Source organism: Paenalcaligenes sp. DL 463, from assembly GCF_057475185.1.
The window spans coordinates 255,058-280,620 of record NZ_JBYBKX010000002.1; the positions used below are offsets into that span (position 1 = coordinate 255,058).

Annotated in this window: 21 protein-coding genes and 1 tRNA gene; 13 read left to right on the forward strand and 9 right to left on the reverse strand. The window is 50.5% G+C overall.

Annotated elements, in window-relative coordinates:
• The first annotated feature begins 2 nt into the window (after window positions 1-2).
• From glyS to AC2UZI_RS11325, 6 genes are read left to right on the forward strand one after another with little or no spacing between them, the layout of a single operon-like run.
• The gene (gene glyS / locus AC2UZI_RS11300; RefSeq protein ID WP_486944017.1) at window positions 3-2,141 is read left to right on the forward strand and encodes a glycine--tRNA ligase subunit beta; all 2,139 of its coding nucleotides are present in this window, start codon (window positions 3-5) and stop codon (window positions 2,139-2,141) included.
• Window positions 2,138-2,683, forward strand: a complete 546-nt coding sequence (gmhB, locus tag AC2UZI_RS11305; RefSeq protein ID WP_486943967.1) for a D-glycero-beta-D-manno-heptose 1,7-bisphosphate 7-phosphatase — start codon at window positions 2,138-2,140, stop codon at window positions 2,681-2,683. Before glyS ends, gmhB begins: the two co-directional genes overlap by 4 nt.
• Window positions 2,677-3,420, forward strand: coding sequence for a lysophospholipid acyltransferase family protein (locus AC2UZI_RS11310; RefSeq protein WP_486943968.1), 744 nt, complete (start codon window positions 2,677-2,679; stop codon window positions 3,418-3,420). The genes gmhB and AC2UZI_RS11310 overlap by 7 nt, the downstream gene beginning before the upstream one ends.
• Complete coding sequence (locus tag AC2UZI_RS11315) at window positions 3,395-4,255, forward strand: M48 family metallopeptidase (protein ID WP_486943969.1); 861 nt, start codon at window positions 3,395-3,397, stop codon at window positions 4,253-4,255. The genes AC2UZI_RS11310 and AC2UZI_RS11315 overlap by 26 nt, the downstream gene beginning before the upstream one ends.
• 21 nt (window positions 4,256-4,276) lie before the next feature.
• Window positions 4,277-4,672 carry a lactoylglutathione lyase gene (gloA, locus tag AC2UZI_RS11320; RefSeq protein WP_486943970.1) on the forward strand — a complete coding sequence of 132 codons (396 nt, stop codon included), beginning with the start codon at window positions 4,277-4,279 and terminating at the stop codon, window positions 4,670-4,672.
• Window positions 4,673-4,703: 31 nt separating this feature from the next.
• Complete coding sequence (locus tag AC2UZI_RS11325; RefSeq protein ID WP_486943971.1) at window positions 4,704-5,933, forward strand: spore maturation protein; 1,230 nt, start codon at window positions 4,704-4,706, stop codon at window positions 5,931-5,933.
• 39 nt (window positions 5,934-5,972) lie between these two features.
• On the opposite strand, the gene rsmA is transcribed toward AC2UZI_RS11325, so the two are convergent.
• From rsmA to AC2UZI_RS11340, 3 genes are read right to left on the reverse strand one after another with little or no spacing between them, the layout of a single operon-like run.
• Window positions 5,973-6,764, reverse strand: coding sequence for a 16S rRNA (adenine(1518)-N(6)/adenine(1519)-N(6))-dimethyltransferase RsmA (gene rsmA / locus AC2UZI_RS11330; protein WP_486943972.1), 792 nt, complete (start codon window positions 6,762-6,764; stop codon window positions 5,973-5,975).
• A 3-nt stretch (window positions 6,765-6,767) separates the two neighbouring features.
• Window positions 6,768-8,219 carry a peptidylprolyl isomerase gene (locus tag AC2UZI_RS11335; RefSeq protein ID WP_486943973.1) on the reverse strand — a complete coding sequence of 484 codons (1,452 nt, stop codon included), beginning with the start codon at window positions 8,217-8,219 and terminating at the stop codon, window positions 6,768-6,770.
• Window positions 8,212-10,572 carry an LPS-assembly protein LptD gene (locus AC2UZI_RS11340; protein WP_486943974.1) on the reverse strand — a complete coding sequence of 787 codons (2,361 nt, stop codon included), beginning with the start codon at window positions 10,570-10,572 and terminating at the stop codon, window positions 8,212-8,214. Before AC2UZI_RS11340 ends, AC2UZI_RS11335 begins: the two co-directional genes overlap by 8 nt.
• Before the next feature lie 183 nt (window positions 10,573-10,755).
• On the opposite strand from AC2UZI_RS11340, the gene AC2UZI_RS11345 reads away from it, so the two are divergent.
• From AC2UZI_RS11345 to AC2UZI_RS11355, 3 genes are all read left to right on the forward strand, one after another.
• On the forward strand, window positions 10,756-11,802 hold the full coding sequence (locus AC2UZI_RS11345) for an aminoglycoside phosphotransferase family protein (protein WP_486943975.1): 1,047 nt from the start codon (window positions 10,756-10,758) through the stop codon (window positions 11,800-11,802).
• A gap of 1 nt (window position 11,803) precedes the next feature.
• The gene (gene murU / locus AC2UZI_RS11350; RefSeq protein WP_486943976.1) at window positions 11,804-12,508 is read left to right on the forward strand and encodes an N-acetylmuramate alpha-1-phosphate uridylyltransferase MurU; all 705 of its coding nucleotides are present in this window, start codon (window positions 11,804-11,806) and stop codon (window positions 12,506-12,508) included.
• 185 nt (window positions 12,509-12,693) lie between these two features.
• The gene (locus AC2UZI_RS11355) at window positions 12,694-13,395 is read left to right on the forward strand and encodes a DUF6776 family protein (RefSeq protein ID WP_486943977.1); all 702 of its coding nucleotides are present in this window, start codon (window positions 12,694-12,696) and stop codon (window positions 13,393-13,395) included.
• Between the two features lie 72 nt (window positions 13,396-13,467).
• On the opposite strand, the gene glnQ is transcribed toward AC2UZI_RS11355, so the two are convergent.
• The 6 genes from glnQ to mnmC2 all read right to left on the reverse strand — a co-directional run bounded on the left by glnQ (window position 13,468) and on the right by mnmC2 (window position 21,037).
• The gene (gene glnQ, locus AC2UZI_RS11360; RefSeq protein ID WP_486943978.1) at window positions 13,468-14,196 is read right to left on the reverse strand and encodes a glutamine ABC transporter ATP-binding protein GlnQ; all 729 of its coding nucleotides are present in this window, start codon (window positions 14,194-14,196) and stop codon (window positions 13,468-13,470) included.
• On the reverse strand, window positions 14,193-14,801 hold the full coding sequence (locus tag AC2UZI_RS11365; RefSeq protein WP_486944018.1) for an ABC transporter permease subunit: 609 nt from the start codon (window positions 14,799-14,801) through the stop codon (window positions 14,193-14,195). The genes glnQ and AC2UZI_RS11365 overlap by 4 nt, the downstream gene beginning before the upstream one ends.
• 357 nt (window positions 14,802-15,158) lie before the next feature.
• Window positions 15,159-15,911, reverse strand: coding sequence for a glutamine ABC transporter substrate-binding protein GlnH (glnH, locus tag AC2UZI_RS11370; protein ID WP_486943979.1), 753 nt, complete (start codon window positions 15,909-15,911; stop codon window positions 15,159-15,161).
• 658 nt (window positions 15,912-16,569) lie between these two features.
• Window positions 16,570-16,645, reverse strand: a tRNA-Lys gene (locus AC2UZI_RS11375).
• 203 nt (window positions 16,646-16,848) lie between these two features.
• The gene (locus AC2UZI_RS11380) at window positions 16,849-19,062 is read right to left on the reverse strand and encodes a glycoside hydrolase family 31 protein (RefSeq protein ID WP_486944019.1); all 2,214 of its coding nucleotides are present in this window, start codon (window positions 19,060-19,062) and stop codon (window positions 16,849-16,851) included.
• 121 nt (window positions 19,063-19,183) lie between these two features.
• Window positions 19,184-21,037 (reverse strand): tRNA (5-methylaminomethyl-2-thiouridine)(34)-methyltransferase MnmC2, encoded by a 1,854-nt coding sequence (gene mnmC2, locus AC2UZI_RS11385; protein WP_486943980.1) that lies wholly within the window; start codon window positions 21,035-21,037, stop codon window positions 19,184-19,186.
• 149 nt (window positions 21,038-21,186) lie between these two features.
• Here mnmC2 and AC2UZI_RS11390 point away from each other — a divergent pair, with 149 nt between their 5' ends.
• The 4 genes from AC2UZI_RS11390 to mgtE all read left to right on the forward strand — a co-directional run bounded on the left by AC2UZI_RS11390 (window position 21,187) and on the right by mgtE (window position 25,531).
• Window positions 21,187-22,038 carry an inositol monophosphatase family protein gene (locus tag AC2UZI_RS11390; protein WP_486943981.1) on the forward strand — a complete coding sequence of 284 codons (852 nt, stop codon included), beginning with the start codon at window positions 21,187-21,189 and terminating at the stop codon, window positions 22,036-22,038.
• Between the two features lie 202 nt (window positions 22,039-22,240).
• Window positions 22,241-23,440: a M20 aminoacylase family protein gene (locus tag AC2UZI_RS11395; protein WP_486943982.1), complete on the forward strand. Its 1,200-nt coding sequence runs from the start codon at window positions 22,241-22,243 to the stop codon at window positions 23,438-23,440.
• A 249-nt stretch (window positions 23,441-23,689) separates the two neighbouring features.
• On the forward strand, window positions 23,690-24,034 hold the full coding sequence (locus AC2UZI_RS11400) for an acyl-CoA thioesterase (protein WP_486944020.1): 345 nt from the start codon (window positions 23,690-23,692) through the stop codon (window positions 24,032-24,034).
• A 15-nt stretch (window positions 24,035-24,049) separates the two neighbouring features.
• Window positions 24,050-25,531 (forward strand): magnesium transporter, encoded by a 1,482-nt coding sequence (gene mgtE, locus AC2UZI_RS11405; protein WP_486943983.1) that lies wholly within the window; start codon window positions 24,050-24,052, stop codon window positions 25,529-25,531.
• The last annotated feature ends 32 nt before the right edge of the window (window positions 25,532-25,563 follow it).

Here is a 25,563-nt window from a genome sequence, read left to right on the forward strand (position 1 = left end):
CCATTACTCAAGATACTCGTCACCTGTTGGTTGAGCTACAAACTGAAGAGCTCCCACCCAAAGCCCTAGAAAAAATGGGCCAAGCCTTTGCCGAAGGTATTGTTAACGTGCTCAGCGAACAACATCTGGTTGCTGACAACACTACCTTTACGGCTTACGCCACGCCCCGACGCTTAGCCGTACGTGTCGACAACGTAAAAGGGCAAGCCGACGACCAGCCATTTAACGACAAACTCATGCCCGCCAAAATAGGTCTGGATGCCGATGGCAACATCACGCCTGCCTTGGCTAAACGCTTAGCAAGCAAAGGCTTACAACACCTAAGCGCCAGTGATCTACATGTAGAGTCTGATGGTAAGCAAGACTATCTGTTCGCCAGAGGCATGGCTACCGGAGCAAAACTCGCCCCCGCGTTGCAAGAGGCTCTTGATTACAGCTTGACCCACTTGCCCATCCCTAAAGTCATGCGCTACCAACTGGCTGATGGCGTGACCAGCGTACGCTTTGTTCGTCCTGCACATGGCTTAGTCGCCTTATGGGGTGCCGACATCGTGCCGTTAACCGCATTGGGTCTCAATGCGGGGCGCAAAAGTGTGGGTCACCGCTTTATGTGCGATAGCCCTCTTTCCATCGCGTCAGCCGAAACCTACGTTGAACAGTTAGAAACAGAAGGTAAGGTCATCGCCTCGTTTGCCAAGCGTAAAGCGCTAATTTCCGCACAGCTTACTGAACAGTGCCAACGCCTTAACGCCAGCTTAGGCAATGACCCCGAAGTCCCCGAATTGCTTAACGAGGTAACCGCGTTAGTTGAGCACCCCAGTGTTTATGTGGGCGAATTCGACGACGAATTTTTAAGTGTCCCTTCCGAGTGCCTGATTCTTACCATGCGTCTGAATCAGCGTTACTTCCCTCTGTTCAATCCAGACTCTCAAACACTGACAAATCGCTTTTTAATTGTCAGTAATATGCACACCGACGACCCCAGCCAAATCATTGAAGGTAACCAGCGCGTTATTTTGCCTCGCTTGGCGGATGCCCGTTTCTTCTTCGATACAGACCGTAAAGTCGCCTTAGCTGATCGGGTAGCTAGCCTAGAGCAAAGTGTCTACCACAACAAACTGGGATCACAATACCAACGCGTCAATCGCATACGCGACATTATTCGCTTTCTCGCTTCACGTTTAGGTGCGTCTGTCGATCTGGCTGATCGGGCCGCGCTATTAGCCAAAGCTGACCTAAACACCAGCATGGTGGGCGAATTCCCAGAGCTGCAAGGCATCATCGGAGCCTACTATGCTCAAGCCGATGGCGAAGACCCATCCGTCGTCCATGCCTTACGCGAGCAGTACCAACATCGTTTGCACAACGCGGTAACCGATCAAAGCCTCGTAGCGGCGCTCTTGTTTCTTGCAGAGCGCGCCGAGACTCTTGTCGGCATTTGGGGGATTGGCCTTGCTCCGACTGGCGAGCGTGACCCCTACGCATTGCGCCGTGCCGCATTAGGTGTCATTAGTGCCTTTGAACAGTTAGGTGCGGGTGGCTACTTAGGTGCTGCAGGAGAAAGCAAACTAAGTCTGGACGAGCTACTGCAACAGGCCGCACAAACTTTTGATGCAGGCATCGTTACCCAAGAAACACAAGACGCTGTACGCTCTTTTATCTACGAACGCTATCGTAATCAACTCGTCGCCGAACACGATCGAAACGTAGTAGAAGCGGTGTTGGCCTTAAATCCACCTCTGCAGCAAGTTCAAGCACGAATCAAGGCGTGCGCATCCTTTGCCTCTTTAGCAGAAGCGCAAAGCTTGGCCAGTGCCAATAAGCGCATTAGTAACCTGCTGCGCCGTGCCGACGAGCAAAATCAAGAACTCAACCCTGCCCTGTTAAGCGAGGCTGCCGAGTTAGCACTTGACCACACCATACGTGAACTTAGTCCTAAGGCTAACGCTCAGTTTGCACAAGGCGAGTTTAACGCCAGCCTAAGCACCCTAGCCGGTGCCAAAGAGGCGGTGGACGCATTCTTTAACGACGTTATGGTCATGGCAGACGATCCTGCCATACGGGCAAACCGCCTTGCCCTACTAGCGAAGCTTCACCAAACCATGAACCAAGTGGCCGATCTGTCTCGGCTTGCCTCATGATGTTAGCTATTTTAGATCGGGACGGCGTCATCAACCATGACTCCGATGCCTTCATTAAAAGCCCTGACGAATGGCAGGCACTACCCGGCAGCTTGGAAGCCATCGCTAAGCTTAACCATGCCGGTTGGAAAGTGGTCATTGCCACCAATCAGTCCGGTTTAGCACGAGGGCTGTTCAGCATGCATGATTTAAATGACGTTCATGCAAAAATGCGCAAAGAGCTCGCCGCTGTCGGTGGGCACATTGACGCCATCTTCATTTGCCCACATGGCCCCGATGATCACTGCACCTGTCGTAAGCCCCTGCCTGGGTTGTTTGAGGACATCGCACAGCGCTTTGATACCGACCTCAGCCAAGCGGTGGCGGTCGGCGATTCGCTTCGTGATATTCAGGCAGCTAGTGCCGTAGGCTGCAACGTCTGGTTGGTGTTAACCGGAAATGGTCAGCGAACCCAAGTTAGCGGACAACTTCCGCCAAACTGCCTCATCCGCCCTAATTTGGCTACCGTCGTTGACGACTGGCTAGGAATGTCATCATGCTAGTCATCCGTGCTGCTTTGTATCAGGCGTTTTTACTGATCACCGTCATTCCTTACGCCTTCGCCTGTATTTTATGGTCTCCCCTTCCCTTGCATTGGCGTTATAAACTGACTGCAGGTTGGCCGCGCTTAGCCGTCTGGGGAGCTAAACACATTCTGGGCATCGACTGGCAAGTGAAAGGCTGGGAAAACTTACCCGATGGGCCTGCCATCTTATTAGCAAAGCATCAATCCGCCTGGGAAACCATGTTCTTCCCAGCTTATATGCCCCGTGAGGTTTGCTTTGTTTATAAACGTGAGCTTCATCGCGTGCCCTTCTTTGGTTGGGGTCTTGCCTTACTTCGTATGATTCCCATTGACCGTTCCAAAGGTAAAGACGCGTTCGCTCAAGTTGCCGCAACAGGGCAAAAACGCCTTGATGAAGGACGATGGCCTATACTCTTTCCCGAGGGCACCCGCACCGCTCCGGGTACGGCCGGACGCTATAAAGTAGGGGGGGCACTTTTAGCGGTACGTACCAACACGGCTGTTATCCCTATTGCTCACAATGCCGGTGAACGTTGGCCTCGTAAGGCCTTCATTAAGACACCAGGGACCATCACAGTCTCGTTCGGTCCGCCCATTAGCCCCGAAGGCCGCACTGCCGAAGAACTGAACCAGTTAGTACGAGCATGGATTGAACAAGAAATGCGAGTCCTAAACCCTGAACGTTACGATGAGCCAACTTCCACTCTTTCATGACTCAAGCTCTCCTGCTGTGGCGCCTGATAAAACGACGCGCCCCAGCAGAGTAACGACTGTAATTACCCCGCCTCCCCCTACCTTGGCTGCTGATGCACAGTGGCGACAGTACAAAAGCGCTGACTTACATATTGCTTATGTGCTGTTACGCAGTCGACGTAAATCCATCGGTTTACACGTTAATGAAAACGGGCTACGCATCACAGCGCCTAACTGGGTTAGTGTGTCGCAAATTGAACAAGCGATTCATCAGAAAAGCCATTGGGTTTTGCGTAAACTCAACGAGTGGGAGCAGCGCAAAGCCGAGCTTGCCCTAGGGCAAGCTCAATGGCGCGAACACGGGCGTATTCCTTACTTAGGCACGCACATCAGCTTGGCATTGCAACCCTCGTTACGAGAAACCACACTGACGGGCGACCCTGCCAATCCGGTAGCGGGCGACAAACTGGCTCTTACTTTGGACAGCGATGCCAGTAGCGACAGAATTCAAGATCAAACCCACGCATGGTTGCAACAGCAGGCCACGTGGTATTTTGGACAACGACTTGAACACTTTGTAGCGCAAAGCCCGAAATCATTAAAACGATGGCGATTAGCAGGTCCTGCCAAACGATGGGGATCGTGTTCCAGCGACGGCACGATTATGCTGAACTGGCGTCTTATTCACTTCAGTAAAACCATCATTGATTACGTCATTGCACACGAAGTTGCTCACCTTAAAGAGATGAATCACAGTGCAGCGTTTTGGCGGGAAGTCGAACGCCTTATGCCCGATTACGCCTCGGCTCAGCAACAACTGAAAAATCATCATCCGGGCAGCTTACCCCTGCTCTAACCGTTACAACAGGAGAAATCCATGCGCATTTTGCACACCATGCTACGTGTTGGCGACCTAAAACGCTCACTTGATTTTTATACCAATGTATTGGGCATGAAACTGCTTCGTCAAAATGACTACCCTGACGGCAAATTCACGCTGGCTTTTGTCGGCTATCAGGACGAAAGCGAAGGGGCCGTGCTTGAGCTAACGCACAACTGGGACACCGACCAGTACGATCTTGGAAACGGCTACGGCCATATTGCCCTAGAAGTCGATGATGCCTACGCCACCTGTGATGCCATTAAGGCCAAAGGCGGTAACGTGGTACGTGAAGCTGGTCCAATGATGCACGGCACAACCGTCATTGCCTTTGTCGAAGATCCTGACGGCTATAAGATTGAGCTCATACAGAAAAAAGGTCGTGTAGACTAAGCCCCACTGATACTCTTCTCTTTGTTGCACCATGCTTAATACTCTTTGGTTCGCTTTTTTTATCATCGCTGCCGTTTCCAGTGCTTTTCAGTGGCTTTGGTTAGGCGATGCGGACGTCTTTGCTCGCATGGTGCAAAGCTTATTCGACATGGCGGAGTTGTCGGTGCAGCTTATGCTGCTTCTTTTCGGCACCTTAACGCTTTGGCTGGGCTTTTTAAAAATTGCCGAGAAGGCCGGCTTAATTGACGCTTTAGGTCGGCTGCTAGCCCCTTTGTTTAAGCGCCTTATGCCCGAGGTACCCAGCGGCCACCCTGCTTTGGGCCTTATTACCCTAAACTTCGCTGCCAATGGCCTCGGTCTTGATAATGCCGCCACGCCCATCGGCCTACGTGCGATGCGCGAGCTACAAAGCCTTAATCCTAAGCCCGATACGGCGACCAATGCGCAAATCTTATTTTTAGTGCTGAATGCGTCATCCCTGACCATTTTACCTGTCAGCATTTTTATGTATCGCGCGCAACAAGGGGCACCTGATCCCACGCTGGTCTTCCTTCCTATCTTGCTCGCCACCACCGTATCGTCGCTCGTGGGGTTACTCAGTGTGGCCTTTGTACAGCGACTGCGTATTCACGACCCAGTGGTCTTAGTGTGGTTGCTCGGTCTCATCGGCGGGCTTGGCGTTTTCATGGCAACGCTTGCCACTCTCAGTGCCGCCGCCCTTAACGCGTTCTCGTCCTTACTAGGAAACCTTAGTCTACTGGGCATTATTGTTTTTTTTCTTATCGTCGGCGCACGTAAGAAGATAGCGCTGTATGACTGCTTTGTTGAAGGGGCAAAGGGCGGATTTGAAGTATCCAGAGACTTATTACCGTACTTAGTCGCTATGCTCTGTGCCATTGGCGTGCTACGTGCTTCTGGCGCCTTAGACTTTGTGTTAGATGGCATACGGTGGGTCAGTACACTCATGTCGCTCGACACGCGTTTTGTTGACGCACTTCCCACAGCACTGGTTAAACCCTTTTCAGGCGGTGCGGCTCGTGCCATGCTCATTGAGACCATGAGCCATCACGGAGTGGACAGCTTTCCTGCTTTGGTCGCTGCCACGGTACAAGGCAGTACCGAAACCACTTTTTACGTGCTGGCCGTTTACTTTGGGTCGGTGGGCGTAACTCGAGCGCGACACGCCGTAGGGTGCGCCTTGCTATCAGACTTAGCGGGTGTGTTAGCCGCTATTGGAATTTGCTATTGGTTTTTTGGCTAACGATAAGCCCCCACCAAGGGGCTATCGTTCATAGCGAAGCTATTCGTTACTGTTGTTGCGCAAGTCGTGAATCACGTCAGCCAAACTCATAAACTGGGCCACACTTAAATCACCCGGACGACTGGTAGGCGCAATATCAAGGTGATCCCAATCACTAGCACTTAACCACTGACTCAAACTTCCTCGCAGCATTTTGCGACGCTGCGTAAATGCTTGAGCCACTACGCTTTCGAAGGTACGCTGGTTTTTAGCTTGCGGACGATCTTGGGGTAAGGGACGCATCCGTACGATCGACGACACCACCTTCGGAGCCGGATCAAAAGCCTCTGGCGCCACATCAAAAAGCTTAAACATCCGATAACGTGACTGCAGCATCACCGATAAGCGGCTATAAGCCGAATCGCCCGGCTTGGCTACCATGCGCTCAACCACTTCACGCTGCAGCATAAAATGCTGATCACGTATGCCATCGGCAAATTGCATAAGATGAAAAAGCATCGGGCTTGAAATATTGTATGGCAAATTCCCCACTACACGCAGATCAGGGCCTAAGGTGGAAAAATCCACCGTTAAGGCGTCGGCTTCGATGATGTGCAACGTGTCCGTATTGAAATTCTGCTTTAGTCTGGCCACAAGGTCTCGGTCTAACTCGATCACACTTAAACGATTAAGCCTCTGGCTTAATGGCCGAGTCAATGCTGCTAGCCCTGGACCAATTTCAACGAGGTTATCGTCAACGCGTGGATCAATGCCACGCACGATATCTTCGATGACTGACTCGTCGTGCAAGAAGTTCTGTCCAAAACGCTTGCGTGCCTGATGTTGCGCCATACTTTACTCTTGATTAGCGAATGCTTTCTCTAGCCTATTATCAACATAGGCTGCCGTACGCAATTGATTCAACCAATCATCAAACGCTGGCTCGACCCGCTGTTGGAATAAGTGCTGTCTCGCTTGCATACGACGAAACTCGGTTTCCATGTCTTTACTGCGACGCTCTTCAACAAGGATAAGATGCCATCCAAACTGTGAGCGAACCGGAGAACTTACTTGTCCGATGGCCAAAGCATCCATGGCTTGCTCAAAGGCAGGTACCGTCTCGCCCGGCGTCAACCAACCTAAATCTCCACCTTGTGGAGCAGAAGGATCTTCAGAGAAACTACGCGCTATTTCTTCAAAGGATTCGCCGCTATTAATACGGTTCTGCAACTGCGTAATTCGGTTCAGTGCCTGATCATCATCACGCACTTGGGATAACTTCACCAGTATGTGGCGCGCCCGAGTTTGTGTAACCATCATCGGGCCACTGTCTATCGCGCCGGTAGAAGCACGAGGCGATAAGTCTTGGGCTTGATTTGGGGCACCACGATTCACAACTTTTAAAATATGGAAACCGACGCCACTACGCACCAATTCGCTGACCTGACCGGCTTGCACGTTTTGTATCGCTTGGGCGAATAAATCGGGCCACCCCTCTACAGGTCGAGCCCCTAGCGACCCACCTTCTAGTGCTTCAGAGCCATCCGATGATGACGCTGCCAAACCAGAAAAATCGACACCACTACGTGCTTGGGCAAGCAGCTCCTCGGCCTTAGCGCGCAAACGAGCTTCTGTCGCCGAATCAGCACCTTCGGGAACGCGTACTAAAATTTGAGCCAAATCGATATACTCGGGCCCACTCGCCACGGGGGACGCCCCCGGCACTCGCGGTTCAATCCCTTGGCTTTTTAAGAACGAATCGATCTCTGACTCGCTGATATGAATGCGCTCATCGACCATTCGTTGGCGTAATTGATCCAGCAAGAGATCGTGGCGTAAACTTTTTAAATAGTCGTCCCACACTAGGCCTGACTGTTGAATCTCGGTACGTAATTGTTCGGCCGTAAGCTCGTTACGTTGGGCAATGATTTCTACGGCTTGATCGACCTGAACATCGTCAATAACAATACCTAGACGCTCACCCTCTTGTTTTTGCACGGCCTCATCAATAAGCCGTTGCAGAACTTGTAAACGCAAGACTGACGGATTTGGCGCTGGAATATTCTGCGCCCTTAGCTGCTCACTGACACGGCCTGCCTCGACGTCAACTTGTCGAAGCGTAATAACCTGTCTGTCTACCACTGCAGCAATACCATCAACGAATTGCCCCGAGCGCTCTGGGGCCTGCTGCACCGCCGACTCATTTTGAGTTTCAGCCCAAACCGATCCTGCTGATAACAAGGCTGAAAGGGCAACAAGACCTCTTGCTACCACTAGTTTAGAACGACGTACCTGCATGTTATTCATACCTCTCGAAGGTGGTTGTGTCTGGTATTGGTGGGGTCACTGACTCATACCCAACAATACGCTCTCGCAGTAAGTCCATTGGGTCGGTACCCAACGATCCTAAGCCCGAGAGTTCTAGCTGGAAAAATACGGCCGAGTTACTTTCTCTGGCCGATACCGCATAGCGCTGCACGACAAAACGTCCAGTCCAGCAACAGTCGCCTTTATACTCTAAACCGAGTATTGTCTGGGTACTACGCTTCTCTTGTAAAGAATAATCAACGCGGGCCAAACCATATAAGCGGTTTGATAAGGGCCATTGCGTGGTCACAGAAACTCGTTCTTTAGAGTTCTCTGCATCGGGATCATCTCGGAAATACGATGGATTATCAAAAGCACGTGGGTCTCGCTCATAACGATACGAGGCCGACACCGTCGCGAGACGCTTAGGTTGCCACCTAAACCCAGCACTCATTCGATTACGATCGCGTGTGTCTGGGTTGACTTGCGCATCAAACCGCACACCCAAGGTATCGGTTAAGGCCGCATAAGCCCCAATTAAGTAGTCAGAACGACGACGTGATTCGGGATACTCGTTACTGGGGCGATCGCCTAAAAAGACCTTTTGCTCATCAAAATACAAGCGTTGCGCGGCCTGCAACATTAAGCGTTCAAAACCCGTATCAGCATCTAACCAGCGTGAAGTGAGCCCAAAGGTTAATTGGTTAGCATTGGCAATACGATCCCAGCCCCCACTGTAGATGTTTTCGCTAAAGGCTTGAGCAAAATTAAAGCTCGTCACTGAGGTATCAAACACCGGCAACGCACTCTGATCTCGATACGGCACGTAAAGGTAATACAGCCGTGGCTCAAGGGTATGAACGGCAGCATTGCCAAATAACGTGGCATCTCGCTCGAACGTTAATCCTGAGTCGATGGAATACAGCGGCAGCATTCGGCTTTCGCTACGGGCCCGATCACGAGTGGGGTTTCCGGCGGGCATGCGATTCCACTCGGTGTTGTACTGACTAAGATGCAGACCCACCTGCGGCGTGATATAACCGCCCGCCTTTATCATTGGGTAGCTTAAGGTGGTGTATGACGAGTAACGCGTACCATCCGGTGCTAAGCGTCTGCGCCTGTAATCCGTTCCGCCGCCTTCTCCGTAGAACTCCGACAATGACCCTGTATAAAACGGCATTTCAAAACGTGTCGCCGTGTTTTCAGAAACCAAATCAAAGCCGTTCCAGTTATAACGTGCCCCGCGTACTCTGAATTCGGGCATACGGTTGTATTCAGGACGTCTATAGCCGGTGGTATCGTCTTGCAGGGTTTGGTATTGACGTACCGAGAGCGAGCTGCTGAAGTACTTGGCACCCGACCACCGTATTCCACCCGTGCTGGCTAACTCTGTAACGGTGGAGTTGTTTAGCTCGAAGGTAGAGAAATCACGAAAATAGTTATCATCTGAAACGCGGTTGTAGTGATACCAAGCACTGAACCCACTGCCCAAGCTCTGATTATGCTCGGCGGCAAACAACCATCGCTTATCATCAACTTGCTTATCATTTCCGAGATAGGTACCCGCCATTTGCCCCTTGAACGAGCGCCCCAAGTAGCGAAACTCGCCCTCGAGCTGGGTGCCACGCTTAGAGTAATAGCGTGGTGTAACCGTGGCATCGTAATTAGGTGCCAAGTTGAAATAGTAAGGAAGGCCAAACTCAAAACCACTGTTACTAGAATAACCGTAAGTGGGAGTTAAGAAACCTGACTTACGCTCTTCACGTAATGGAAAACTAAAATACGGTGAGTACAAAATGGGAACGTTTTTGAAGTACAGCACACCGTGTTTGGCAATACCTTCGTTCTCGTCGAAATGTAAATCTAAGGTAGGGGCCTTAATAAACCACGACGGCGCCGGGCACGGACACGCGCTGTAGTTAACGGTTTTTAAACGCAAATGCTCGCGACTCAAAGCAGTGGCATGTTCGGCTACGCCTGACCCACCGGAATCCATCCAAAACTGTGGCTCAGACATTTCACCGGTTTCAGTGTCTAAGTTGTAATCAATGACCGGACTGCGGACGATGCTTCCATCGCGCATCAAAAGGCCGTTGCCCCGCACCTTCACATCACCTGTTTCTTTTTTATAACGTATTTGATCGCCTTTACTAACGGAATCAATACGTCGAACCTGCGCGTCGCCCGTGATGACGAGTTCGCCTTCGTCGTTCACCTCCATTTTGTCGCCTGCTAAATACACGGCCATGTCATCTTCATGGACCTTATGCAAACGCAAATGGGATGCCGTTTGTAGCTCGATTGACTGTGTTTCGCTAGCGAATAGCCGAGCGGGCAGAAGTGCCAAGGACACAGAAAAAGCCAACAAAGAATATGAACACCAAACAGCTCGCACCGGAATTGTGCCCTCTGGAAAAATACGCATTAAACTTATACGTTAGGCCTACGACTATGCCCGCGAGCCGTTATTATAGAGAAGCCAGCGCTATTACGGCAGCGGAATCGCTTCATTTTCTTACGGACACAATTTTTATTCATGGATGCTACCCCTACATTGGCTAAAACCAGCCGCTATACACAGATGCTTGAATGGCTGCAAAGCCTAACCCTCGACGACGAGCTTCAGTTTAATACGATTGCGGTTGCCTCAAGCGATGCTAGTTTTAGACAATATTATCGTATGGCCTTAGGAGACCGCACGGTGGTCGTGATGGATGCACCGCCCAGCAAAGAAAACAATAAGGCCTTTGCAGATATTACCGTACGCCTCGCCGCTGTAGGTCTGAATGTTCCACACATCATTGCCTCAAACCTAGATCTCGGCTTTATGCTGCTTAGCGACTTGGGTGAACATAATTATTACAACACGATTCAGCAAGGAATTGATGACGCTGAGCTGCAAGCATTGTATCGAAACGCCATCGATAGCTTAGTGTTACTGCAGCGCGCCGACTGTAACGGCCTAGAGGTATACGATGCTAAACGCATGCTAGACGAGTTAAGCCTATTCGAACAGTGGTATGTCATCCAGCACTGCAAGACCACCCTAAGCGATAAAGAACGTATCGCTTTGGATGCCTGCTTTATCAAACTGGTTAACGATAATGAAAACGTTGGTCAAGTTCTGGTGCATCGCGACTTTCACTCGCCTAATCTCATGATGCCTATCGATCAAAGCCTAAAGCCTGGAGTCATCGACTATCAAGACGCGGTAGCAGGCCCCATTACCTACGATTTAGCCTCGATGGTGATGGATGCTCGCCACACGTGGCAAGAAGACCAACAACTCGATTGGGCCATTCGCTATTGGCAAGCCGCTGTGCATGCCAAGCTTCCGATTAGTACCGACTTCGCCGAGTTTCATCGCGCCTACGAATGGATGAGTGTGCAGCGTAACTTGCGTATCTTAGGCGTATTCGCCCGACTTTCCATTCGCGATGGTAAGGATCAGTATTTAGTCCACATCCCGCGCTTGTGTGCTTACATACGTTTGATTGTTAGCCGCTATGAAGAACTTAGCCCTATCCGTAAGCTCTTTGATCGTCTGGAAGGCAAGCAAACCGTATTAGGCGTCACGCTATAACATGAAAGCCATGATTCTCGCCGCCGGACGAGGCGAACGAATGCGTCCCCTCACCGACCACACGCCTAAGCCATTACTGCGGGCCGGAGGCCATGCATTAATCGAGTGGCACCTACGTAAACTGGCTACCGCCGGCATTGTAGAGGTCGTTATTAATCATGCCTGGCTGGGTAATCAAATAGAGACCTATCTCGGTGATGGAGCCCGTTACGGGTTATCCATACGCTATAGCCCCGAAACCACCGCCTTAGAGACCGCAGGCGGCATTAAAAATGCCCTGCCTTTACTGGGCGACGACCCTTTTCTCGTGCTAAATGGTGACGTGTATAGCGATTGGCTGCCAAGCTCAATTCAAGAGATCGCCAAACGCTATTCTTTCACAGAGAGGCTGGCGCATTTGGTGCTGGTCCCTAACCCTGCCCATCACCCTGACGGCGATTTTTATGTAGACCAAGACGCCAACGCGCTTATCCCGCAAGCTGTAGGCCTAAGCAACACGCGTTTCACCTACAGTGGTATCGGTTATTACCACCCTCATTTTTTTGAATCAGTAGCCCCGCAAACACCGGCCCGCTTAGCCCCTTTGCTACACGAACGGATCCTTACCGGACACGTCGGCGCAGAAGTGTACAGCGGCTTCTGGACAGATGTAGGCACGCCCGAACGTTTACACGAACTGCGACTACACCTTGGCGATAATGTGTAAGCCACGTTATCATTTACGTACTTAGGTAGTGGGCGTGCTTAACGGTTTAGCGTATCAGAGCATAACAACACGCAACAGTTTCTTAACATCGTTCAATTCGCTGTTGCTACCTATTATGCTTTATTGTTTTTTGCCCGCTGCATGCAGGGCTTTACTCATTTCCAACCAAAGGAACAATCTGCCCAATGCTAGGTTCCAAACGTCCCGCTTTTAAACCCACTGCCTACGGCCACTCTCGTAGAAAACGTCGCATACCCAGATGGTTAGTTCTGCTGCTTACTGGTGTCGTCATTGGCGTGGGCGGTTTGCTTTTTATACAAACCAGTTACGGACCCACCCGTCTTACCACCGAGCAATCTGAACAACTGCATTTTGATCTTAACAGTGCGAACACAGAAAACCACCGTCTGCAATCGCAACTTGGGCAGCTAACGCGAGAGCTTGAAGACACGCAAAACGCTCTCGAAAGTCAGCGCGCTAAAGTTGAAAATCATGATCAAATCGTAGCGGATCTCGAGCGCGACATTCAACTGTTTGCCGCCTCCATGCCGCCAGATCCTCGCGGTACGAATCCGGGAATACGTGCAGCCGACTTCAGCTTCACAGAGGGAAACCTTCATCACTCCATTCTAGTCATGCAAGACGCGGGTTACGAACAGTCTTTCAAAGGACAAATGAAGTTAGCCGTAACAGGGCGATACACCAACGGGCGCACGGGACATATTGAAGTCGAGCCGTTTGACATCGAAATCGGACGCTATGACTACGTTTCAGGCCAATCCCCCATGCCAGAAGGCTTTAGTCCACGTCAAGTCACAATACTTATTTATGACGATGGCACACAAAAGCAGCGTGCTACACGCATTATCAATGTACCCCGCTCGTAAGCGACTACCTCATCGATAATGCTTAACGCAAAAAAGCCTACATTTCTTTGTAGGCTTTTTTATGACTCACCGTCAGGCCACGTGTTGTAAGAAGTTCTGTAATCGCGTGCTAGGCGGATGGCTGATGAGCTCTTCGGGTACGCCATCATGAGCGATTTTCCCATCATCAATAAATAACAAACGGCTGCCCACTTTACGCGCGAACTCCATCTCGTGCGTTACCACCACCATTGTCATTCCCGTGTGCGCTAAATCTTGCATTACCTTCAGCACCTCATGACGTAACTCTGGGTCCAAGGCAGAGGTAGGCTCATCAAACAGCATAAGCTTGGGTTTAATCGCTAACGCCCGTGCGATAGCGACGCGTTGCTGTTGCCCCCCTGAGAGCTCGTTAGGGGAATGATTAACTCGCTCTGAAAGCCCTACCTTATCAAGCAAATCGTTTGCGGTTTCCTTGGCTTCTTTTTTCGAAACTCCGCGGGTATGGATAGGGCCAAACATCACATTCTCCAACGCGGTAAGCTGCGGGAACAAATTAAATTGCTGAAACACCATACCCGCCTCGCGCCGTAATTCACGCACTTGTGCCCCACTGCCCTTCACGCTCAGCCCGCCCACGATGATGTCACCGCCTTGTATGGTTTCCAGCACGTTTATGCAGCGTAGAAATGTGGATTTTCCAGAACCAGAAGGCCCAACCACCACCACGACTTCACCCTGCGTTATTTCTAGGCTAATGTCATTCAACACCACACTGTCACCGAAGCGTTTCACGACGTTCTTAAATTCAACGATATTCATATTACGCGCATCCTGTGCTCAATCAGCTTTAGGGTCAGAGCAATTAATCCGGTAAGAATGAGATAAATCACTGCAACGGCCGACCATATTTCAACCGATCTGAAATTACTCGCGATAATTTCTTGTCCCTGCCGGGTCAACTCCGCCACTCCAATCACAATAAATAACGATGAGTCTTTAAGGCTAATAATGCATTGATTACCCATGGCTGGAATCATTCGCCGCCAAGCAACCGGTGCGATGATAAAGAACAAGATCTTATAAAAGGGTAAACCCATGGCTTGCCCAGCTTCTTCTAAGCCTTTAGGCACCGACTGCAAGGCGCCACGCACAATCTCAGCAATGTACGCACCCGAGTTAATCACAAGCGTAAAAATCGCCGCCGACTCACCATCAATGCGCCACCCCGCCAGTAACGGAAGGGCGAAATAAATGAACATCACTTGTACGACAATAGGCGTACCGCGAATCACTAAAATATACAGCTGTGCGAGGAACGACAAGGCTGCGCCAATATAACGCCTAAAGAAGGTCAAAAAGACCACCAATAGCACTGCTCCAATGGCTTTCCACCCTAACGCTATGTCGCCTTCGGCGTTCATCATGAATCCGAAGTTTGTCCACCGTAAAACACTAGCGATCAGCACGATCACCAGCAACGCCACCGCACTATTACGCCACGTTACGGGAACCCGCACATAGGTCGTAATGACCCCCGTAAGAAAGCCCAAGATCGCACCACCCAATAACCCTAAAAAGGTTATATAGATCGTCATTCTGGTGCCATCCATTAGGCTAGGCATGGCATCCCATATTACAGACCATTCAAATGTCACGATAATCGCCCAACCAAAGAAATGTGCGTTAAGCCTTGAGCTGCCCTAGGCTAGGCACGTAAACAAAAAGGTGGTCAGCACCAGAACATGCAGACCACCTCTCACCGTTACCGCAATGTCTGCGCTTTAGTTTCGTTTACCAAACCATTTCTCGTAGATTTGATCGTAGGTTCCGTTCTCTTTAATTTCACTTAGCGCTTGATTGACCGCCGAAACCAGTTCACTTCCTTTAGGGAAAGCAATACCGTAAAAGTCACCACTACTGATATCGCCAGTCACTTTTACGCGCCCTTTACCAGCCGTCTGCGCGTAATACTGTACGTTGGGTGTATCGTGAACAACAGCGTCAACGCGGCCGGTAGCAAGCTCAAGAAAAGCATTATCAATATTAGGAAATAACTTTAACTTTGCTTCGGGGACTTCTCTGTTCAAGTAATCCACCGTCGCTGTGCCGATTTTAACGGCCACCAGTTTTCCGGCTAAATCAGCAGACGTGTTGATATTGTCAGTATCCGAATTCACCAAAATCGCTAAACCGCTTTCATAATACGGATCCGAGAAATCAATTACCTCTTTACGATCATCGCGAATCGTAATGCCTGCTAAAGCGACGTCAATGTTTCGTGTTTGCAACCCAGGAATGATGCCATTGAAATCCATAGGCTGCAGTCGGTACTGTAAATTGGCCTGCGTCGCCACAGCGTCCCACAAATCAATATCAAAGCCTGTATAGACACCATCTTGCTTAAACTCGAAGGGCACAAAAGCCGTATCCGTTGCAACGACCAATTGTTTATCTTGTGCCATCACACTGCTTACGGGTAAGGCAAGCACCAAAGCGGCGCCGGCCATCACGGCCTTGATTTTATTCTTCATCATGAAAAGCTCCTTTAGCCCAAATCGACAATAGCAAACACGTGCTCGTAATGGCGTTAACGGTGTTTTGTGCCACCTAATCAATGCCAAGTTGTCTATTCATCCTAATCGAAGTTGCTTTGTTTTGTAATTACTCTGACACGCCGTCTAGGCAAACTTGGCCCAAAATTCGGGTAAATCCGCATAAAACTCGGGGCTGCTCAACGGGAAAAGCCTCACAGCCGGTTCTAGCCAGAACTTGCCAAACCCTAACAAAATGACACAAAATAATGAAGTTGGTGTTAAGGTTAGGCGTCGGTCTTTTTCTTAGAGAGGTTGCTTATGCAAACTATCGCCACGCGTACTCTGTGCGATCATTGTCTAAAAATGCCTGTAGCCGTGTCAGGCACTCAAGCACATCCGTATTTGCGAGTCGATGGAGATTACGTCCAGACAGCAGAAGAAAAAAAGGAGAGAAAAGAGCGCTGCACAACCTGCCAAACGGTCTGGTTGCATCGCACGTGCAAATGGGGAAACTGTGAGGGCTATCGCTTAGCGCCCTAATTAAGGCCTAACGCTACCGCTAACCGATTTATTATTGTTATCGCGGTTGCTAAACCCTGAAATGAAAAAAGCCGCTATATTTAGCGACTTTTAACAGGGTAAAACTAAGGTATTCGATTGGTGGGTCGTGCGCGATTCGAACGCGCGACCAACGGATTAAAAGTCCGGTGCTCTACCGACTGAGCTAACGACCCGACCGAAGAATTGAATTATGCACGATTTTCACTATGGGCGTCAAGCCTTTTTCCAATTTATTTTTAAATAAATGTAGTTATTTAAGTCTCGCCTTTAGGCTAATAGTGATTATCACTTCTACATCAATGCCTTACAAAAAAAAAGGGGTTAACTCGTCTTATCCAAGTTAACCTCTTTAATTCAATGACCGCAGGTATCAGGTTTAACGTGCTCGCGAAATACGCACCTCAGCACCCCGACGTTTCACCTCTAATCCTTCAGACGGTAGAATTTTTAAACCCTCAAGCCCTTTGATATAACTCGACCCTTGCATTTGCATTACACGAATCTTGTTACGCATCACCTCAGGGCTACATTCAGGCATACCAAACATCCATACCTCTTCAAGTAAGCGGGCAGAGTTGAACTCGCTCGTATTGGGTGCGGTGGGCCCTAAACACAGCATATGCCCTTCTCGACCAAACACGGGAAGACGATCTAAACCGGCTTTCACTGTCCATGTCGTTCCACCTTCGTAACGCCAGCCGGTACTAAGATCCCACCAAGCGTTACCCTCTGGTAAATAAACTTCGATCTCATCACCAGACTGCAAGAACGGAGCAACCAATAGCGCTGAGCCCAACATGTATTGCGTATCCCACTCGTGCGCATAAGCATCAGCAGGAAACTCAAGCGCCATCGATCGTTGTACAGGTAAGCCACAACGCACGGACTCTTCGATAATACCCAACACATACGGTATGAGACGATAACGCCACTGCAACCAATGGGCGACAAGTTCGCGAGTTTTTTCGTCAAACGCACTAGGCAGCAACTCAGGCACGCCCTGAAAGCTGAAATTAGCCGAAAACACACCCATTGCCAGCCAACGTATATAAAGCTCGGGCGTCATGGTAGTGGTCGGCATGACAGCGTTACCCAACTTATGAGTTTGTGCAGCAATACCACTATTACCTAACGATAGTGCCGTACGCAAACTGTGTTCAAGCCCAGCCCAATCGTTGGTGATATTGGGACCAACCTGCAACGAGTATCGGTGTGCGCCGGGGAACAAGTCTGACGAAAGCACCACGCCCTCTTGCGGCGTTTTATGGCCCGCAAAGGCATCAAACAACGCCTGACGCACCAATATGGGATAGACCGTGCGCAACAAGGCACCCGATTCGCCCCCACGAGCGGTAATAGTGTCAGGGATATCGAAGGCCGCATTACAAATTGGCGCCCCTAACCCCTCGTCAAAAACCTGTCGTTGACGCTCTGACCACAAACGAAAAGCATCTTTGTGCGTTAGGTCTAACAACGCAAAGGGCTGCCCGCCAGTGGTCTCGTTACCGGGGAACAAATGCGCTTCGCCGCTATCGTCATCGATAAGTAGCCAGCCACGATCTTCCCATTCGTCAAACAACGCTGTGCCTGACAACACCCCTGGAAAGGTACGTCCGGCAAGCTGAACCTGTAAGGCTTCAGCTTGCGCCGTGGTATCACGTATATCGGAAACACGGTGTTCATCCCACTCGAACAAAGGACGATCAGCAGAAAAACCATAAAGTGCTGGACCCGATAACGCCACACCGTCTAAGCCTGTGTGGGCTTCACGTAGCACACGTATCAAATCAAAAGTTTGCGTAGTGGTCTGACGTGGAGCTTGGTCTAACCAAACCCCCATCGGCCATAATCCAGGCTGACCCGCCCTACCCGTTAACGCACTGTATTGGTTAAGGATTTCGGTCGGCGCACCTGCGAATAAAAACAGATCCAGAACGTTGGCATCAACACGAATTCGATAACGGTCACTTTCGGATTTGGCGACGTCATGATCTACCCGTTGCAGGGTATTGACGTAAACGCCCCACCCATTGGTGCTCCACAGCAAGGGCAGGCTACGATCACTGGGCTTATCCGAGCGCAATTGCACGCCTCGACGTCGTAGGTCACCGGAGCTTTCGCCCAAACCGAAGAGCTCTTCGTCATCGTGTAGCGAGAAGTCGATTTGCCAGCACTGGCTATCGTCAATACTGACCTGAGAAATGCCAGAAGAGTCGACTTGAAGTAGCGTTAGCTCGCCTCGCTTCAACGTCAAAGCAAAAGGCGTATGCTTAAGTTCTAGCGTACAGTCGCCCTGCTCAAGCCGCCAACCGTCGTCGGTTGCAATGCCTTCTTCAAGAGCGAATTCGCCCACGGCATCCTCACGAGCCAATAGCATTTCGGCATACTGTTGTACGCGAAGTGACACTCGTTCAGGTTGGATATCGCTTAATGCACCGAGACGTATACGAAATACACCCGGCGAATGCGCCTCTACCCGTAAAATTTGATCGGCCTTTGCAGTCTGAAAATCAGCGCAAGAAGGTTTGATAGTGATGTTACTCAGAAGATTAAACAATTGCGTCACGTCATCAGAGTGTGTGTTGGACAGCACAGTGCGATCCCCAGGGGCAAAGCCCAAAAATTCTTATAAAGGTACTATTCTGACGTATTTGTGCTACAAAGGAAAATATAGCGTCTAAACCCACGTAGAACCCCTCGTTAATCCTACATTATCGCAGACCTACCGCTTGGGATAAATCCCTTTCTAATAAACTCGGTTCATTAGCTAATTGTGCGGCCAATTCTTCAGCGCATAATGCAGCCCAACTAAAGCCATTCGAGCCATAAGCACAGTTCAACCAGAAGCCCCTCGAGACATGGCTAAACACGGGCAGTCGATCACTTGTCGCCGCGCGCAGTCCCGCCCAACCTCCGAACGCTTTAAATCCGCCTGTTTTCAATTGTGCGCGCCATCGATCAAGCGTTTGCGCTATGTGCGTATGACCTACTTCAGAAACGTGAACCGCATCGCTGGGTTCCCCATAGGTACTTCCTCCTACTCGCACACCCTGTAAGGCGGGCAGTAAATAGCCATTGCCAGCCAGTATGGCTGACGAAGAGACTGCAAAGTCAGTTTCGTTATAAAAACTGACTTGACCCGGTAAACGCTGCATCGCTAAAAAGCGCGGAGCCTTTAGCTCAGGAAAGGCTTGTAATGCCAATTTCGGTGCCGAAATACTATTACACATGACCACACACTCTGCCTTGATACTAATGAGTGATGCTCCGGTTTGATCCTGCAATTCCAGCATCCATTGTTCGCCATCAGCAACAATACGGCTCACTGATGCGGGTTGTAGCGTGATCAAAGGGTGATGCAATAGACCTGCAATCAATGCCTCTGGATCAACTAAGGTCGCCTCAGGAAAATACAAACCACCATAAGCAACAGGCGTATCAGTATGCGTGGCAAGTTGCTGCGCATCAAGGTATCGAACCCATGTTTCTGGAAAAGACATGACTTCAACGGCCTTACGCATCGCCTGTCCATTTTCTTTAGTGTCCGCTACCGCCAAGGCGCCCACCTCATGAAAAGCGACGGGCGCTAACGGTTTCCAATAACGTTTAGCTAACAACACCCCTGCGCGACTCAAACGCGCTCTGGGCGCATCGTCGCTGGTCATCATCGGTGTCATGGCTAAGGCTCGATGAGCAAGATGGGCTGCCCCCGCCCCTTGGGCTAAAACGGGATCGATGACGGTTACCCGAATACCTCTTCGGGCTAACGCTGCCGCCGTGGAAGCGCCTGCAATCCCTGCGCCCACCACAACCGCATGCTCAGGCATAACGCGCAAGTCTCGCCCTAGATTGGGCCGTAATTGAGCCTGAATCATTTCTCGTTTATGGGCAAAGCCCGGTCTTTTTTTCACCAGAAAGCCCGCATCCTGCAAGTCACGCCTAACCTGTCCAGCACTACACCAACTGGCTGCCGTAGCCCCTTTGGCAGCCATGCGCACAAGTTGCCCAAACAAGCGTCTGGACCACATATCGGGATTCACTCGCGGCGCGAAACCATCCAAATAATAGGCATCTACCTTGGCCTCTACTCGCTTTGCTTTCTGACTGATGTCACCAAAAACCAAGGTTAAGCTAAGGTCACCGTTTTCAAAATCCAAACGATGCACTCCCGGCAATAAGGTGGGCCATTGCGCGATCAGCTGTTGCGCTAAATCACGAATCGCTTCCGGACTGGACTTCAACATTTGTTGAAGATCCTTGGCATCAAAAGGGTGCGCTTCAAACGATAGATAATGCAATTTCTGACTGCGATGGATATCCGTGCGCCAGCGCAACCAGGTGGTTAAAAAGTTATTTCCTAAACCAAAGCCTGTTTCACAAATAGTGAAACTGCTTTTATGCTGCCAGCGCTCAGGTAAGTGGTTCGCACCCAAGAAGACGTAATCGGCTTGCGCTAAAGCCCCTGCCGTTGAATGATAGACATCGTCGTAATTTAGGCTCTTGGCAACGCCTGATTCTGTGAATGCGGGCTGCGCCGGTAGCAATGGCTGAAACCTTGCGGTCATAGTCTTAGGGTTTAATGAAGGGTTATGCTTGTAAAATCTGGGCTAAACCTAGCGGTGATACCCTGATTTACCATTAAATACATCGCAACCTGTTGCGAACGCTGCTCGAGTTATTCGAGTCATTGTTAATTTTTAGTTTCAGGCTTTCTATGCAATCTTTACGCCTACCTTTAAGTGACAGCCTTGAGGCTGCGGTCAGTGCCGCTTTAGCTGCTGCTGGTATTTTACAGGCTCACGCGTCGAACCGCAGCGAACTTATCATCGATACCAAAGCTCGCAACGATTTAGTGTCTCAGGCCGACCGCGAGGCCGAAGCTGCCACGATCGAGATCTTGCGTGAGCGCACACCGCAATTTGGCATTGTCGCTGAAGAAAGTGGAGGCAAAAACGAAGGCTTAGCCACGTGGTATATCGACCCACTGGATGGCACCACTAACTTTCTGCATGGCATTCCCCACTATGCCGTATCCATCGCACTCGTGGCACATAAAGGTAGCATCGTCGCAGGAGATACGCCCCTAGAGCACGACACACCGGTTGTTGCCGTGGTCTATGACCCCAATCGTGAAGAGCTGTTTACCGCCATGTATGGCGTTGGGGCCTGGTTAAATGGTCAACGCATACACTGCTCAAGCGAAAGCTCGCTATCCGACGCCGTCTTAGCCACCGGATTCCCGTTTCGCGACTTCAGCTTTGCCGATCAATACATGCCTACGTTGCATCAGGCCATGACAAGCACACGAGGCATACGCCGGTTAGGTGCGGCAGCGCTGGATCTAGCTTGGGTGGCTTGTGGCCGCTTTGACGGTTACTGGGAAATGGGTTTAGCACCGTGGGACGTCGCCGCCGGCACCCTTATCGTGCGTGAGGCCGGGGGCCACAGCGACGACATGTATAACGTAGACCCTTGGCCAATTGGAGGTTACGTATACAGTACAAACGCCCACCTAAAAGAACAGCTCTATCAAATGATTCAACCTCATTTGACCTCAGCGCGCTAAGCCAAACACCATCGCCCCCTCAAAACCCATCACGGGTGGGTCAATACTAGTTTGCTTAAGCTGTTCTTCGGGATAATAATAAGGAGGGGGGGATCACCCCTCCTTTACTCATCTACACAATACGTTATTGCCTAGACGCCCCCTACACGACACGACGTCACCGCTGTAGTCTTTGGCCATGCCCGCATAGGAACTGAAGATAATGAAATTGCTAGAGCCAATGATCGAGTGGCATCAAGAAATCACATCCATCCGTCGTGACCTCCACGCTTACCCTGAACTGGCTTACGAAGAAGTTCGTACGGCCGATAAAGTCGCCGAGCTGCTAACACAATGGGACATACCCATACACCGAGGGCTAGGTATAACCGGCGTTGTTGGCACAATAGAGGGTAAAACAACGAAGGGTAAACGCATCGGTCTACGAGCAGACATGGACGCCCTTCCCATGCAAGAGATCAATACCTTCGCCCATGCCAGCCAAAACGACGGAAAAATGCATGCATGTGGCCATGATGGTCACACCGCCATGTTGCTCGCCGCGGCCAAATATCTTGCTCAGCACCGTGACTTTGAAGGCATTATTTATCTCATCTTCCAGCCAGCCGAAGAAGGTCTGGGTGGAGCGAAAAAGATGATTGAAGACGGCTTATTTCGTTTGTTTCCCATGGACGCCGTTTTTGGTCTGCATAACTGGCCCGGGTTAGGCGTAGGCGAATTTAGTGTACGCACCGGCCCCATGATGGCCTCTAGCAACACCTTTGAAATAACAATTGAAGGGAAAGGGGCACATGGCGGAATGCCTAATTTGGGCGCTGACCCAATTATGGCGGCAGCACAACTTTCGATGAACTTACAAACCATCGTGAGCCGCAACGTCAGCCCTGTCGAGCCCGCCGTCCTAAGCATCACCCAGATTCATGCCGGCTCTGCCGATAACGTAATCCCCAGTGACGCAACGTTACGAGGCACCGTACGCACGTTCAGCGTGGACACGCTTGATCTGATCGAGAATCGTATGCGCGAGCTCATTGAACAAAGTTGCGCCGCCATGAACTGTAAAGGCGAATTGCTTTTTGATAGACGATACCCCCCTACCGTCAATCACCCCGCCGAAACCGCTCTCTGCGCCGACGTCGTACGAAGATTCGTAGGCAACGACGCCCTTCACGAAAACCTTCCCCCTTCAATGGGAGCAGAAGACTTTTCATATATGCTTCAAGAGGTGCCGGGTTGCTATGTCTGGCTCGGGAACGGCGATGGCGACCACCGAACGGCCGGCCATGGTCTTGGCCCTTGCACCTTGCACAACGGCAGTTACGACTTTAACGACGACTTGCTGCCTATCGGCGCTACCTACTGGGTGCACTTAGCACAACACTATCTTAGCGATCAGAGATAAAACTCGTGAACGGCTGACGATTGTAGGGCAAGTTTTATCCTTGCCGTTACAATATTGACTCTTTAACGTACTGAGGTCTTATTTAATGGGAATACGTTGCCGTGCCACGTTTTTCCTGAATAAGACTCAATACGTGACCCTGAATGCGCTGTGCTTTGCACCGCAACTTAAATCTACGGAGTCATCGTGAGCCAAAACGACCATAACTGTAATCTTCCCCCCGCTGAAAACCATGCCATCCTTCGCGTCATGCCGATGCCTGCTGATGCGAATATTCATGGTGATGTGTTTGGCGGGTGGATTATGGCTCAGGTGGACATTGCTGGCTCTATCCCTGCAACCCGTCGGGCCCATGGCCGTGTTGCAACCGTCGCTGTTAACGCTTTTACCTTCAAACAGCCCGTCTTTGTGGGTGATTTACTCAGTTTTTACGCTTCAATCGTAAAAACGGGGCGTACCTCCGTTACCGTAGAGGTTGAAGTCTATGCAGAGCGCCGTCGCCTACAGCTAGAAACTGTTAAAGTTACCGAGGCAACCCTAACCTACGTTGCCACTGATGATCAACGCCGTAGCCGCGAGCTTCCACCACTCTAATAAAAAGTTCTGCCTATGACTGGAAACGACCAACAACCTCAACACTCTACCCCCATCACGGTTGTGCGCAGGCTTGATCCTGAAGATGCCCAACAGGCATTACATCGCGTTCAAAATGTGCTGAAGCGACAAGAGGTTGTTGAAGCACTGACCCAACGTCAAAACACAGGGAATGAACGGGCAAATCTGCTTTCCAATTTGACCCATCGACGGCACGAAAACGAAATTCGAGCCATCATTAACGACCTGCACCCGGCGGATATTGCGTTTATCCTCGAGTCTCTTCCCGAACAAGAGCGTCAGGCCGTCTGGCAACAAGTTAGTGATATTCACGATGCCGATATTCTGCTAGAAATTGAAGACTGGGCTCGTGAATCGCTGATTAAAGCGATGCAGGCAGAAGACCTTATCGCTGCAGCAGCCACCATGGATGCTGATGAAATTGCAGATTTGGTCCCTGACCTACCCCCGCATGTTATTGCGGAAGTGCAAAAAGGCCTGACTGAAGCCGAACGTGCTCAATTACTTGAAGCAATGGGCTACCCCGAAGACACCGTGGGTGGCATCATGGACTTTGACATGGTCAGAGTGCGGGAAGACATCAGCCTAGAGGTCGTATTACGCTACCTACGCCGTCTTCAAGAGCTACCCGACCATACCGATCAGATATTTGTCGTTGACCGCGAGGATCGCCTCAGGGGCACTCTTACGCTTTCTAAGTTATTGGTGTCCGAGCCTGAAACTATGGTGGCCTCTGTCATGGCGGAAGAATACCTTAGTCTTCACCCTCTGGATTCTGACTCGGACGCTGCCAACGCGTTTGAGCGTTATGACTTGGTTTCATCACCTGTGGTCGACGACTACGGCCGTCTGATTGGACGAGTCACCATTGATGAAGTGGTTGACGTTCTTCAAGAAGACTCTCAAGAACAAGCGCTTTCTCGCGCCGGTCTACAAGAAGAAGATATTTTTGCGCCCGTACACAGCGCTTTACGAAACCGTGCACCGTGGTTGTTGGTTAACCTGTGTACCGCCGCAACGGCATCCTTTGTTGCTTCACGTTTTGAGGACACCGTCAGCCACATTGTTATTCTGGCATTTTTGATGTCAATTGTGGCAGGGATAGGTGGAAACTCGGGTAATCAAACCATGACCATGATTATCCGCGCCATGGCCACTGGCCGTATCACCGGAGCCAACGTCTGGACCTTAGTCAAACGAGAACTCCTTGTCACTTTCTTAGTTGGCGCTTGCGGCAGCCTCGTTACTGCCGTGTTTGCGTGGGCCATATCAGGATCCATCGCAATCGCGATCGTCATGATGGCAGCCATGATCGGAAATATGCTCATTGGCGCATCATTAGGCGTGTTTATTCCCATCTTACGTGACCGCTTTGGCAAGGATCCCGCAGTGGGGTCATCGGTACTGCTAACCTTTGGTACCGACTCGCTGGGCTTCTTTTTGTTTTTAGGTTTAGCGACCTTATTCTTAGTGTAGAAGCACCGCACCCACTACCGCCTGGCCCTACT